This is a genomic window from Methanobrevibacter gottschalkii DSM 11977 (assembly GCF_003814835.1).
In the GTDB taxonomy this organism is placed as follows: domain Archaea; phylum Methanobacteriota; class Methanobacteria; order Methanobacteriales; family Methanobacteriaceae; genus Methanocatella; species Methanocatella gottschalkii.
In genome coordinates, this window is sequence record NZ_RKRG01000002.1 from 295,075 (window position 1) to 309,293 (window position 14,219).

A 14,219-nucleotide genomic window follows, 5' to 3' on the forward strand; every position below is an offset into this window, starting at 1 on the left:
TTCACTCCTTTTGAATTTGAATTTTAGATTCAATTGCGGTTGAAATTGAGCTTAATAAAATTTTAGTTTTTAAATCTGTATTATGAATGCTTTTAAGTTTATTTACTTCACTAAGTAACAATTTATTTTCTTCTTTGGTAAATGGAGAGCTTTTCCAAGAATTAGTCCAATGAAGTAAATGTGGATTTATGGAGACAGTTTGAACTTCTTTAGAAAATCCTTCAGTACATTGTCTGCAGTAAATGTATGATTCCATTAATTCATATAAAAGTCTAACATTAACAGTATTGGTAATGGATTTATCATTAGGCAAATCCCTGATGTAGTAATTATAACACATGAAATTGTTTAAAAACACAATTCCCTTTGCTTTTAATAGTGCTTCGAGTGAAAATGCCATATCATCACCTGAAACAAATGGCTGGAATCGTAAGTTATTATCCGTAATCAACTCTCTTTTATAGATTTTACTCCAGACAGCAGGAGCCATTTTTAATAAATCTGGTTCCTGCTCGATATTCTCAACATGGATAGTGTCAATTGGAACATCCCTTGGATAAGTTACTTCTAAGGTTTTGCCATAAAGAAATCTTTCAACAAAATTATCCCAAATGAAATCTGGAACATCTAAAAAGTTTGCAGTATCAAAAGTTTCATTTGGATAGCTATTTTCTAGAGTGTCAATGTAGGGCGAGAACGATTTTTGAACTTTACCGCCATATTCAAATATTCTTCTAAAACGACCAAAAGCAACATCTGCATTATTTTTTTTAGCTGCATGGTATAATGTTTCACATGCATCTGGTGTGTATCGGTCATCCGGATCTAAAAACATTATATAATCCCCGGTACAAGCATCAATGCCGGTGTTACGTGGTGTGTATGCCGCACCACTGTTTTTTTCATGATGGATTGCAATACAACAGTCGTATTTTTCCGCATATTCATCTATGATTTTATCGGATCCATCGGTTGAACAATCATTGACCATTATTATTTCCAAATTTTCATTTCCTATTGTTTGATTAATAAGTGAGTCAATTCCTCCTCTGAGATGGTCACCAACATTAAAAATTGGTAAAATAATGCTTATTTTATCATTCATTTTGCTCTCTCCATTTTTTAAATAACAATTCCATCATATCTGGAACTGTGTAAGTATCAGGGTGAATGTAAGTAATATTATATTTTTTTAAAACTTTTGCAGTAATAGGTCCAATACAAACGGTAAGTATGTTGTCAGATAGCAGTTTAGCAATTTTTTCTTTATTCTCTATTATCTTAAAGAAGTTTTCAACAGTTAATGGACTTGTAAATGTAATTGCATCAATTTCTTTGTTTTCAATTTTAGAAATTAATTCTTTTACCGCTTTTTTATCCATTGGAAATAAAGATTTATATGCTTCTGCTAGAATCACAGTATTTCCCATTTTTTCTAACTCTTCTGGTAAGACTGGTCTTGCAGATAAAGTTCTAGGAATTCCAATAATTTGGTTTGTTATTTTCCTTTCTTTAAACTCTTCAATCAAACCTTCTGCTGTAAAATCTTCAGGAATTAAATCAACTTTAAGTCCGTTTTCTTCAGCAAGTTTTCCAGTTTTATTTCCAATAACAGCTAATTTACAATTTAAACTTCCTAAAAAATCAGGGTAAAATTTATTCAGTGAAACGATGGTTGTAGGGGATGTAAAAATAATCCAGTCAAGTTCATCCTTTCTTTTAATTAAATCTTTTAAAGATTTGCTGTTTACAGGTTCCAAATCAAGTGTTGGTGCTAAAAAAGGTTCTCCACCTAATTTTTCTACAATATCACAAGCCTTTTTTGCTCTATCTTCAGGTCTTGTTATTGCAACAACGGGTTTCGACATTTATATTACCTTCATCAATTTATAAGTAAGGTAAAATTTTACCATTTACCAATACTTATTATACTTTAAATAATTAAAATTTAGATTGAACTATTAATTAAATTTTTTTCAAATGTCCAATTCATGGAATATCAGATTTGACAAATTGGAATTCTAATGGTTATTTTAGTGATAAATTTCCAACCATTCTTGAAGAGAAATTTAATGATTAATTTCTTTAAAATTTAGAGCTTAAACTTTTTTTATTCTTATTTGAGGATGGGACACAACCATAAAATTAAAATCTTTGCATATCTTTTGGTTTCTCAACTGTTTTTTATTAAAAATAGTTAGGGTTATAAATATCATTCTGGTGGTCTGATTGATTGTTTTCATAACTTATATTCCTCATTAGTTATTTTTATGCTTTTTTATAAAGTCACAGTTTGCAAGTATTTATAATATATGAGATAAATAATATCAATTATCATAATATATTTATTCGGTGATTGTAATGCATGATAGGATTGAGATTGCTCGTGAGTTCGCAAATGCAATTAAATCAGATAAAATCATTAAAATTATTTTATTTGGTTCTGTTGCTCGCGAAGACGATATTGAAGACTCTGATATTGATATTCTGATTATATCTAATGAATGGGAGCAAATTGATTCATTAATAACTGATGAAGTCTTCAAAGTTGTCCTAGACACACAAGAACTTATCTCTCCACATATATTGTCTGAAAAACAATTTGAGGAAACTAAAAATTTCAATTTCTTAACTAATGTTTTAAAGGATGGTGTTGAAATTGGATGAATGTGAAGCATTCATCAAAAAAGCAAAAAGTAAATTAACCTCCAGTAGAGCATTATACGAAATAGGGCAATATGGGGATTCTGTTGGAAGATCATATTATGCAATGTTTCTATCAGCAAAAGCATTACTTGTTAGAGATGGTTATGATGTAAGTTCACATAAATCCTTAATTGGTATTTTTGGTAGGGATTATGTTAAAAAGGGAGATTTTGACAGTAATATTGCCAAATATCTTTCAGGTACGCAATCCTTAAGGGATAATGCTGATTATGATGCTATTGATGCAATTTCAAAAGAAATTGCACATGGTAGAATCAAACAAGCTGAAAGATTCATAGCCTAAGCTGAAAGATTGCTCTAAAAACTTTTTTTTAATCTGGAGGGTTCGCCAAAATTGATTTTTGATTTTTTGCTGAATAATTTTGGGTTTAATTTTTTCTTATTTTCACCATATTTTATTAACTTTTCCGCATTCATTGCGATTAGGAATTAATATTTATTTAAATTAATTCAAGGGATTATTATGATTTTTGCAACTGGTATTTGATTGGATGTTTGATAATACATATGGAATTAGATTAACTAAATTTTAAACTGCTTTTTATAATATTGTTGTAAATGTAAACAATTATATAATTGGAATATATATCATATTATTAAAGGTGATAAAATGACTAATGTTTTAATTGCATATTTCTCAGCCAGTGGTGTTACCAAAAATCTTGCTGAAAAAATAGCCAATGATAATGATTATGATATATTTGAAATTGTTCCAGAAGAAATCTATACTCCTGAAGACCTTGACTGGACCAACAAACAGTCAAGATCAACTATTGAAATGAATGATAAATCATTCAGACCTCCAATTTCTGAATCATGTGATGTAGGTGAATATGAGACTGTTGTAATTGGTTTTCCGGTATGGTGGTATACTGCACCTACAATAATTAACACATTCATCGAAAGTGTTGATTTAACTGGTAAAAAAATTAAAATATTTTGCACTTCCGGTGGATCTGGGGTTGACAAGTGTGTAAATGATTTAAAAGCCACCTATCCTGAACTTAATTTTACAAAAGGTATTCGATTCACTGGTAATGTTTCAAATGCAAAAGAATGGATTGAACAGGATTTGTGAATAAAAAATTAGTTTGTAATAAGTTATTCAACAAGAATCGGGAAACTCAGGTTTCTGTGATGAATTTATAAAATGAGCAATTGATTATGGTAATGGTGCTGTAAAATAGAATTTAAAATTAATTAACATTGGATCATGTAAGCATTTATGTAATGTAGACTCCTGATGAAATGTTTTAAAAAGAGTATAATATTGGAATTTGCCGATAAAATGATGGAGTCGGATTGATTGTATATGCAACTGCAGATTACTATTATTCAATGTGTGGATAATTAAACTTCTTTGATATGACTTATCCTATATTAAATAAAAATTACTGTATTTTAACTTCTGTTGTTCATATGAGAATAATGCATTAGTGAAATTAAAGATTTCATTGGATTTTCTAAAACCTTGGTAAGTATTAATTTTTTATATTAATAAATTATATATTAAATTATGTTTTCAAATATAGGTGTTGTTGGTGCAGGTGCTATGGGGACTGCAATTTCTCAAACCATCTGTGATAATACTCAAAAAGTTTCACTGTATGCTAGAAGGGAAGAATTAGTTGATTCAATAAATACAACTCGTTTTAATAAAGATTATTTTCCAAATATTCGTTTAAAAGATAATATAATAGCTACTAATGATTTAAATGATTTGAAAGATGCAGAAATAATCTTTTTAACATTGCCTTCTTCTACAATAAGGGAAGTTTGTTCTCAATTGAAATATATTATTTCTCAAGATTGTGTTTTAGTAAACACTGCTAAAGGTCTTGAAAAGGGTTCTCAAAAAAGGATGAGTGAAGTTATCATGGAAGAAACTGGTAGGCCAGCTTGTGTATTATCAGGACCAAATATTGCTGTTGAAATGGTTGAAAGAACATTTTCTTCAGCATCTATTGCATGTGAAAATAAACAGTACCTTGAAAAAGTTGAAAAAGCACTATCAACTTTTAGATTCAAAGTTTCGGCCAGTTGTGATGTTATTGGTGTTGAATATTGTGGTGTAATTAAAAATATTATTGCAATATCCCAGGGAATCTGTGAAGGGATGAAAATAAATGACAATGCACGTTTTTCTGTATTTACAAAGACTTATAATGAAACTAAAGATATGATAGAAAAATTTGGTGGTAATAGGAACACTGTTGATGATTATTGTGGTTTTGGGGATATTATTACTGCTTCTACTTTAAATGTAAGTAGGAACCATACATTGGGTGTTTTATATGGTCAAAGAATTGTAATTGATGAGAAAGCATCAGGTGTTCTTTTTGAAGGAAAAAATACAATTGTAATAATGAAAAAATTATGTAAAAAACATAATATTGATTGTGCAACAGTTGATTTTACTTATGATGTAATTATCAATAGAATTAATCCTAAAAAAGCATTTGAAATATTTTGGGATAAATTATAGTGAGATGGTTTGATGATTTGTGCAGCAATACTTGCTGGTGGTATAGGGAGTAGATTAAAACAAGGAAAACCTAAACAGTTTGTTAACATTAATAATAAGCCAATTTTGGTTCATTCTGTTGAAATATTTTTAAGTGTTGATGAATTAGATAAAATTATTGTATCCTCTCCAAAAGAATGTGTTGATAAAACAAATGATTTAATGGATGAATATTTCCCTAAAAATGATAAAATAATTGTTATTGAAGGTGGAGAAACTCGTAATGGCACTATATTAAATTCAATTCAATATATGAAAGGTCAAAATTGCGAAAAAGATTCTATTTTAGTAACTCATGATGCATCAAGAATATTTGTGTCTAAAAAATTAATTAAAGATAGTATTAAATACGCAATTGAAGTTGGTGCAGCTAGTGCTGCAATACCTGCAACAGATGTTATATTTGAAACAGAAATAGATGGGAAGCTTACTGGTGTTCCATTAAGGAAATATTTATGTCATGCACAAACTCCACAGTCATTTAACATTGATAAATTTTTAGATATTTATGAAGATTTATCAGAAGAGGAAATATCTAAATTAGATGAAGCTATGGTGCTTTTCCATTTAAGGAATGCCGATGTAAAATTATTCCCCGGCGATCAAAATAATTTTAAAATAACTCGTCCTTTTGATATTAAATTAGCTGAATCTATTTTTAAAAATTAACTAATGTAAATAATGTTTAAATATCTAAAAAGGGATATAAAGTATTATTAAATTAATTGTAAATATTATTGATAAAATGGACAATTTTAAGTGTGGAAGTATGGATTTTAAGATTAGTGTTATTGCACCGGTTTATAATGCTGTTGATTCTTTAGAAATAGCAATAAATTCTATCATCAATCAAACAATTGGTTTTAAGAATATTGAATTAATTTTAGTTGATGATAAATCTAATGATGGATCTCAAGACATTATTAAAAAATATGCTGATAAATATGAAAATGTTATTGGAATATTTCTAAAGGAAAATTCAGGACTTCCAGGAAAACCAAGATCACTTGGAATTAAATATGCATCAGCACCTTACTTAATGTTTTTAGATGCTGATGATGAATATCTGCCTAATGCTTTTGAACTGCTTTATAATACCATTGTTAATGAAAAATCTGATTTTGTAATGGGTTCTCATTTCTGGAATATGAATGGGGAGAGAATGAAAATTAATATTTTACATGATTGTAATGATAAATCAGATGTAATTAATATTAATCCTTTTTTAAATCAAAGAAATTTTATTTTACTTAGTTATAATCATGTTGCACCATGGGGTAAAATTTTTAACAAAGAGTTAATATTAAAAAATAATATTTCTTTTCCAGAAGATACATTGGCTGAAGATACTTATTTTTATTTTAAAACTCTAATTAACTCAAAAAAAGTTACATTATTGCCTAATGATTCATTATATATGTATAATGTATTTGAAAATAAAGATTCTGTAATTCATACTCATAACCTATCTAAATTTAACTATTTTTTAAAAGGTTTTGCTAATGTGATGGAGTTAATTAAGGATATTCCATTTTCTAAAGAGCGGATTTTAATTAGTAATATGGGAAGTTTGTTATTAATATTTTCGAATTTATCTATGAAAGAAAAAAAAGAAGCTGTCCCGAAAATTTATTATTTTGAAAAATCATTAGATGAAGAAGTTGTTCTTAAAAGAAAGGAACTCATATTATTAAATAAATTGATTTTAAAAAAACATTTTTATTTAGCAATTATTATTTCTGATATTTACTCTATTCTGTATAATAATGAAAAAATTAAAAATTTGTATAGAAAATGGGGTCATAAGGAATAGTTTTTTCTAAAAATATAATAAAAAATTAATCTTTTGAATGAAGATTGATTTAATATGGATCATATTCCACTAAATGTTCTTACATAAGGAATTTTGCTTAAAATATAAGGCATTAACCAAGATAAAAAAATTATCATTATGAACATTAATGGAAACATTAGATTGGAATGGGGATTGTAATAAGATAAAAATTTAGTTACAATTACATGTGAAAAGTACATTCCATAACTACATATACTTAAAGAAATAATGCTTTTGCCAATGAAGTTATCTTTTATCGCTTTAAATTTGTTTAATTTATCTGCATACTTAATAGATATGAATAAACCTAATCCCATAAATACAATTGGGATATTCTGATAAATAGAATGGATAGCAGTACTATTTATGTAATTTAAGTATACAAAACAACTTAATGAAATTAAAAGAGTGATAACTCCTAGAATACAAATTTTTTCATTATTTAGTTTAAATTCTTTATTTTCTAAGTAGTAACCTAAAACTGGATAACCAACATAACCAGCAAAATAGCTTAAATCAAGGTTAGTCCACAATGGATAAACATTAAATGTTTGTAAAATTATAATGCTAAACCATATAGCTAAAAAATATTTTAAACCTTTTTCACCATATTCTTTTACAAATGAATTGAGTATTGGTAGAAATAAATAAATTCCAATTAAAACCCAAAAATACCAAGTAATTGAGGGTTCACCAATAAATACTTTCCAGAGATATGTTGGATTGCCCCCATAATAATATATTTGAGCTAAAATAAGTATTATCCAAAAGATAAATGGGTAAATAATCCTTACAAATCTTTTCTTTAAAAATTGACTTAAATCAGGATATTCGCGATTTAATAGAAGCGCTCCGCTTATCATTAAAAATATTGGCACACCAATTCTTCCAATATCATGAAAAGTCATTTGAACAATTATTTGTGTTGTACTTGTTAGTGGGCCAAAAAAATAGTCCACATGGCAAATAATAACTGCAATAATTGCAAATGCTCTTAAAAAATCGTAATAAAATATTCTCTCTTTTTTGGTTTTCATATTATTGTTTAGGGTTAAATGAGTAAATATAGTTATTTTTTTTAACTAGTTTTAATATTATTATTGTTTTGTAATGTAATATATTTATTATTAATAATTCCTAAAATATATATTAATTGTTAATATTAGATATGATATTTTGAAATAAACATTACTGGTGCTTTTTAAATGAATTTAACTGAACTTTATTATAAATTACCTAAAAAAATTCGTTATTCTGAGAGATTTATATTGTTTTGTATCAAATTAGCTAAACCATTCCACAAGAAAAAAACACATGAAAAGGAGATTAATTATACATTAAATTATTTATTCAAGTCATCTGATGTTAAAATTGAAGGTACTTTAAGGAATATTCAATTATTGTATGCTGAATTATTAAGATTCATTGATAATATATGTAAAAAATACAATTTAGATTATTGTTTAGCTTATGGAACTTTATTGGGTGCTATTCGTCATGATGGTTTTATTCCATGGGATGATGATTGTGATATCATCATGATTAGAAATGATTATAATAAATTAATCGAGGTATTGCCTTCCGAAATCAATAAACACAAATTTTTAAAAGAAAATATTGGTTTAACAAAATTAGTCGGTTTTAGAGAAAATTATTTTAATAATGTTAAAACTCTTTATGATGAAGAATTGGGGCATGATGTTTATTTTCACGATTATAATAAAGCACCTAAACAATTTGATAGTAAGTATAATGAAAAGTTACCGAATTTATGTAAATCATTATTTTTACAGATAGGTTGGCTAAAACCGATGGTTAGGTTAGATATATTTCCATATGACTATATTGAAGAAAAATCCCTAAATCATTATGATAAACATTATCGTCCGGCTAAAGTGTCATTTAGAAATTTCTTTGCAGATGATGATTTTTCTTATGAAAAAGAATTTAATAAGCATTTTGATAAATTAGGCTTAACTCTTGAGAAAACTAAATATGTTGGTGAAGGTATAGATGGATCTGATGAATATGTAGGATCTTATGATTCAAGCATGTTTTTCCCAGTAAAAACACATAAATTTGAAGGATATGATCTTAAATGCCCAAATAAATCTGAAGAGTTGCTTAAAAGATGGTATGGTGAAAGTTATATGAGTATCCCACAAGCTATTGTAATGCACGGATACTCAGAGTATAATTCTCGTTTCTTTGATTCAATTGAAGATATGAATGAATCATTTAAACTTGCTATAAATGAACTTAAAAAGATTAATGACGAATTCGAGTAGTTTTTTATTTTTTCATATTTTAATTAGTAAACTAAACAATTGGTTAGTTTTTTTAATATTCGCCAAAATCAATCTCGTCAGGTGCTGGACTCCATTTGGATTCTTCTGGGGGTAATGCCATATAATTTCCGTATGTTCTGGTAAGAACTTTATCATAATTATTCGGTATATTTACTTCAATATCTTCAAATTGTGCTTTTTTTGGAGGTAACCAATCAGTTTTATGATAAATTGGCATTTGGCATATTGCCGGGAAATCACATATGTCATCACAGTCATCATTTTGGTATTTGCGATAAGAATTCACACATCTTTTTTTAATTCCATATGCTGAAATAGGGATTATTTTTATTAAATAATGTATTGTTTGTTGTAATATTTTTTTTAATTTTGACTGATTGTCATATTTAATGAATGCATACATGGTTAACTGATTAAGTGAAAAACTAACCCATTTATGAATAAATCTTTTGAAGCTATTATTTGGAATATTATCTAAAATGAATACATCAATAAAAATATTTTGAGTGTAATCAACTTGATCTGCCCACCATTCATTTATTACAGTATTTTTTAGCATTAACCTGCCCCATGTGTAATGGTATGTTTCTTCATTTAAAACATTGATAAATCTGTATTTATCATCAATATCCTTCTCTATAATTTTATTTAATTTTTCAAATTCTTCTCTAAACATTATCACGTCAATATCATCATCCCATGGGATGAACCCTTTATGTCTTATGGTTCCAAGTAGGCTTCCGCCATATATGAAATAAGTTAAATCATTTTCTTCACAGAGTTTAATGAAATACTTTAAAATACACATTTGGACTTTTTGTAAATGTTTTAGAGTCTCATCATCGTATCGTTTTGTCCTGAACATTGTATTCCCATTATCTTTTTTTTTTAATTAATTTTATTTATGTGTTGGAAATTTTTAAATATTTCTTTTTTTAAAATTTATAATATAATAAACATAAATTTTATTAAGGTAATATTATGAAATCTGATAATCCAATTGTATATACTTGTTTCTGTACCGATATTATTCATGATGGGCATCTAAATTTAATTAATGAAGCAAAAAAATATGGAGATGTTGTTGTCGGAGTTCTTTGCGACTCTGAAATGGTCAAATATAATAGATTTCCCTTAAAAACAACTGAAGAACGTATTGAATTAGTTAAAGAGATTCCGGATATAAAAGATGTAATTGTTCAAAATAAAATTATGTATGATGATGTGGTTTCTGAACTCAAACCGGATTATATTATTCATGGAGATAACTGGTCTGAAGAATCTATGAAGGTTATAAGGAGAAATATTATTTCTGTTCTTGATAAGTATGGGGGGAAATTAATCGAAGTTCCATATACTTTCAATGAAAAAATACAAAAAGTTGATAGGCAAATGAGAGAAAAGTTAGCAATGCCTGAACTCAGAAGAGCCAGATTAAGAAAATTATTAAACATGATTCCTGTTGTAAAAACAATTGAAGTGCACAGTGGATTAACAGGTTTAATAGCTGAAAAAACTGTTGTTGCTGACGATGAACACATTGACCAATTTGATGCAATGTGGATTTCAAGCTTATGTGACAGTACAGAAAAAGGTAAACCCGATATTGAATTAGTGGATATGACTTCAAGATTTAGAACAATTAATGACATTATGGAAGTCACTACAAAACCAATCATATTTGATGGGGATACAGGGGGAATAGCAGAACATTTTGTTTATACTGTAAGATCTCTTGAAAGAATGGGTGTTTCAGCAGTGATTATTGAAGATAAAATTGGATTAAAGAAAAATTCGTTGTTTGGAAATGAAGTTAAACAGACACAAGATGAAATTGATCATTTCTGTGAAAAAATTTCTGCAGGTAAAAATGCTCAGTTATCTGAGGATTTCATGATTATAGCAAGAATTGAAAGTCTTATTTTAGAACAAGGTATGGATGATGCACTTAAAAGGGCATTTGCATTTCGTGATGCTGGTGCAGATGGCATCATGATTCACAGCAGAAGAAAAGAACCAGACGAAATCTTAGAATTTTGCGACAAGTTTAGAGCAGAAGATAAAGAAACCCCAATTGTAGTGGTTCCATCTTCATATAATACAATTACTGAAGATGAATTAAAAGCGCATGGAGTTAATATTGTAATTTATGCAAATCAGTTATTAAGAGCAGCGTTTCCATCAATGCAAAATGCTGCAAAAAGTATTTTAAAACATCATAGGGCTCATGAAATAGATGAAAAGTTATTGTCTATTAAAAAAATTATTACTTTAATAGATGAATTGTAAGGTGGTTAAATGTCAAGATATGCAATTTTATCGGATATTCATGGAAATCTATTTGCTCTAAAAGAAGTTTTTAAGGATTTAAGTACACAAAAAACCGATTATATAATTCTTTTAGGGGACTTAATTGATTATGGGATGCAGTCTAATGAAGTTGTTGAGTTCATCCGTGATAATTTATCTTCAAAAATAATCTGTAATATCTGGGGAAATCATGAAATGGCTATTTTGACAAAAGATTTTAAACATTTTTCAAGCTCAAGAGGTGTTGAATCAGCAAAATTTACTGATTCTATTTTAACTAACGATTCTAGGAGCTATTTAAACAATGAATTGGTTAAAGAGGGTAAATTAGATTTTGAAATATGTGAAAAACAAGTTTTAGCAGTTCATGGATCTTTAACGGATTATTATTGGAAAGCTATTTTTCCAGATAATTTAAATGGAAATTATATTGATTATGACATTGTTTTATCAGGCCATTCCCATTATCCTCATGTTTTTCAAAAGTTTTATGAAGTTGATGATCCGGACATGAGAAATAAGAAATCCGTATTGTTTATTAATCCGGGATCTGTTGGCCAGCCTAGAAATCATAATCCTAATGCTCAATATGCAATTTTAGACACTGATTTAATGAATATCGAATTAAAATCAGTTAAATACCCTAAATATGATGCTATGGATTTATATGATGGTAATATTGATGATTTTTATAGAAAAAGATTAAAAAATGGAATTTAAGGGATATTATGAATATATTATATATTATTAGTGGTGTTACTGGAATGACTGGTAACGAGTTAGTTCGCCAGTTGTTAAATCAGAATGAAGATGAAGTGAAAATCATCGGCTTCGATAATTTTTATGCATCTTCAATTGATACTGTAAGCGATTGTATTAATGACGGTCGTTTTGATTTTTATGAATATGACTTAAACAGTAATGATGATATGGATAAAATTGAAGCACTGGTTTTAAGTATTAAAGATGATTTCGATGAATTAGTATATATTAACTGTGCAGCTGTTGTTCATACCGAACACTTCTATAAAGTTTATGAAACTTATCAAACTAATGTTGCTAGTATGAATGACTTCTTACAACAGGCTATTCGTGTGGGTGCTGAAAAATACATTAATTGTTCCACATCAGAAGTTTATTCCATGAATTCATGGAATGAAGAGGGTGGGGTTAAAGAATCTGATTTCATCACTATGGCTGATGCAGAACACAGTCAAAGAACTAGTTATGCAACTGGTAAATTGTTAACAGAGTTTTTTATGAAAGATTCTGTAGATAATGGCAAAATCAAGGGATGTTCTATTCGCTTTGCCAATGTTTACAGTAAAGATGAAAAGTATCCAAAACATATTATTCCACATATTATTGATAGCTTTAAAAACAAGGGTGAAGTTGTTTTACTTGAAAATTCTAAAAAGAATTGCAGAACTTTCTTAAATAATTATGATAGTTGTAGTGCAGTAATTGAATTAGCTAAAACTGATTCTGCACTTGATGGTACAATTTATAATGTTGCAACAGATGAAGAAATTTCAATTATTGATTTGGCAATATTAATTGCTAAAAAAATGGGAATTGATAAACCTGTTATTAAATTTGAAGGTTACCGTGAATCTGATCCTGAAAGAAGACTATTGTCCACTGAAAAAATTATAACCAGAACTAACTGGAAACCAATTATTGACTTGGATAAAGGATTGGATGAATGTATTGAGAACTACACTAAAAATTAGGTGAATAGACTTGAAAATTTCCATTATTACTGTTGCTGGTGTTTCCAGCAGGTTCAATAAAGATATTTCTGAAGAAGAAAAGATGTTAAAATGCATATATTATGAAGAAAATCCTAAAGACACTTTAATTTATAAAATGATTAATAAATTATCATATTGTGATAAAATAGTTGTTGTTGGAGGATACAAATACTCTGATTTAACTGAATATGTCAATAAAGAAATTCCTATAGAGTTACAGGAAAAAATCATGCTTGTTGAAAACGACCGTTATGCTGATCTAAGCTCAGGTTACAGTTTATACTTAGGAATCAAAGAATCTTTAAATAATTTTGATGGTATTGAGGAATTACTTTTTGTAGAAGGTGATTTGGACATTGATTCAGAATCATTAACAAAGGTAATCGATTCTGATAAAAATGTTTTAACATTCAATAGAGAACCAATTTTTTCAAATAAATCTGTTGTTTTATATCAAAATGAAAATGATGAATACCATTACTTATTTAACAGTAATCATGGAATGTTAATCTTAAATGAACCATTTAAAGCTATTTTTAATTCAGGTCAAACTTGGAAATTTAGAGATATTGAATTACTTAAAATAGCTAATGATTATTTTTATGAAAATTGTATAGATGATACTAATTTGGGCATTATCCAAAAATATTTTGATTCAGTTGAAAATAAAGATACTATTGAGATTATCGGATTGGAACATTGGGTTAATTGTAATACTCGTGCTGATTATCAATATATAAAAGAATACTGGGGGAAATAAC

General features: G+C 27.8%; 15 protein-coding genes. 11 read left to right on the forward strand and 4 right to left on the reverse strand.

Annotated elements, in window-relative coordinates:
• Position 1: 1 nt before the first annotated feature.
• Together EDC42_RS05275 and EDC42_RS05280 are read right to left on the reverse strand one after the other, a co-directional pair.
• Positions 2–1,105 carry a glycosyltransferase gene (locus EDC42_RS05275; RefSeq protein ID WP_069574481.1) on the reverse strand — a complete coding sequence of 368 codons (1,104 nt, stop codon included), beginning with the start codon at positions 1,103–1,105 and terminating at the stop codon, positions 2–4.
• On the reverse strand, positions 1,098–1,868 hold the full coding sequence (locus EDC42_RS05280; RefSeq protein ID WP_069574482.1) for a uroporphyrinogen-III synthase: 771 nt from the start codon (positions 1,866–1,868) through the stop codon (positions 1,098–1,100). Before EDC42_RS05280 ends, EDC42_RS05275 begins: the two co-directional genes overlap by 8 nt.
• A gap of 493 nt (positions 1,869–2,361) precedes the next feature.
• On the opposite strand from EDC42_RS05280, the gene EDC42_RS05285 reads away from it, so the two are divergent.
• From EDC42_RS05285 to EDC42_RS05310, 6 genes are all read left to right on the forward strand, one after another.
• Positions 2,362–2,667 (forward strand): nucleotidyltransferase domain-containing protein, encoded by a 306-nt coding sequence (locus EDC42_RS05285; protein WP_069574483.1) that lies wholly within the window; start codon positions 2,362–2,364, stop codon positions 2,665–2,667.
• Positions 2,660–3,010 (forward strand): HEPN domain-containing protein, encoded by a 351-nt coding sequence (locus EDC42_RS05290; protein WP_158005582.1) that lies wholly within the window; start codon positions 2,660–2,662, stop codon positions 3,008–3,010. Before EDC42_RS05285 ends, EDC42_RS05290 begins: the two co-directional genes overlap by 8 nt.
• Before the next feature lie 327 nt (positions 3,011–3,337).
• Positions 3,338–3,805, forward strand: coding sequence for a flavodoxin (locus EDC42_RS05295; protein ID WP_069574485.1), 468 nt, complete (start codon positions 3,338–3,340; stop codon positions 3,803–3,805).
• A gap of 438 nt (positions 3,806–4,243) precedes the next feature.
• The gene (locus tag EDC42_RS05300) at positions 4,244–5,212 is read left to right on the forward strand and encodes an NAD(P)H-dependent glycerol-3-phosphate dehydrogenase (RefSeq protein WP_069574486.1); all 969 of its coding nucleotides are present in this window, start codon (positions 4,244–4,246) and stop codon (positions 5,210–5,212) included.
• Between the two features lie 12 nt (positions 5,213–5,224).
• On the forward strand, positions 5,225–5,920 hold the full coding sequence (locus tag EDC42_RS05305; RefSeq protein ID WP_069574487.1) for an IspD/TarI family cytidylyltransferase: 696 nt from the start codon (positions 5,225–5,227) through the stop codon (positions 5,918–5,920).
• Between the two features lie 100 nt (positions 5,921–6,020).
• Positions 6,021–7,064 carry a glycosyltransferase family 2 protein gene (locus EDC42_RS05310; protein ID WP_123833429.1) on the forward strand — a complete coding sequence of 348 codons (1,044 nt, stop codon included), beginning with the start codon at positions 6,021–6,023 and terminating at the stop codon, positions 7,062–7,064.
• Between the two features lie 59 nt (positions 7,065–7,123).
• Here EDC42_RS05310 and EDC42_RS05315 read toward each other — a convergent pair whose 3' ends face one another.
• Positions 7,124–8,122: an acyltransferase gene (locus EDC42_RS05315; protein WP_069574489.1), complete on the reverse strand. Its 999-nt coding sequence runs from the start codon at positions 8,120–8,122 to the stop codon at positions 7,124–7,126.
• 168 nt (positions 8,123–8,290) lie between these two features.
• Between EDC42_RS05315 and EDC42_RS05320 the strand changes: the two genes are divergently transcribed.
• Positions 8,291–9,373 carry a LicD family protein gene (locus EDC42_RS05320; RefSeq protein ID WP_069574490.1) on the forward strand — a complete coding sequence of 361 codons (1,083 nt, stop codon included), beginning with the start codon at positions 8,291–8,293 and terminating at the stop codon, positions 9,371–9,373.
• A gap of 52 nt (positions 9,374–9,425) precedes the next feature.
• On the opposite strand, the gene EDC42_RS05325 is transcribed toward EDC42_RS05320, so the two are convergent.
• Entirely contained in the window at positions 9,426–10,259 is an 834-nt protein-coding gene (locus EDC42_RS05325; RefSeq protein ID WP_069574491.1) for a LicD family protein, read from the reverse strand.
• Between the two features lie 116 nt (positions 10,260–10,375).
• Here EDC42_RS05325 and aepX point away from each other — a divergent pair, with 116 nt between their 5' ends.
• From aepX to EDC42_RS05345, 4 genes are read left to right on the forward strand one after another with little or no spacing between them, the layout of a single operon-like run.
• On the forward strand, positions 10,376–11,683 hold the full coding sequence (gene aepX / locus EDC42_RS05330) for a phosphoenolpyruvate mutase (RefSeq protein WP_069574492.1): 1,308 nt from the start codon (positions 10,376–10,378) through the stop codon (positions 11,681–11,683).
• 9 nt (positions 11,684–11,692) lie between these two features.
• On the forward strand, positions 11,693–12,424 hold the full coding sequence (locus tag EDC42_RS05335) for a metallophosphoesterase family protein (RefSeq protein WP_069574493.1): 732 nt from the start codon (positions 11,693–11,695) through the stop codon (positions 12,422–12,424).
• Positions 12,425–12,432: 8 nt separating this feature from the next.
• Complete coding sequence (locus tag EDC42_RS05340) at positions 12,433–13,437, forward strand: NAD-dependent epimerase/dehydratase family protein (RefSeq protein ID WP_069574494.1); 1,005 nt, start codon at positions 12,433–12,435, stop codon at positions 13,435–13,437.
• 10 nt (positions 13,438–13,447) lie between these two features.
• The gene (locus EDC42_RS05345) at positions 13,448–14,218 is read left to right on the forward strand and encodes a DUF6564 domain-containing protein (protein WP_069574495.1); all 771 of its coding nucleotides are present in this window, start codon (positions 13,448–13,450) and stop codon (positions 14,216–14,218) included.
• Position 14,219 lies beyond the last annotated feature (1 nt).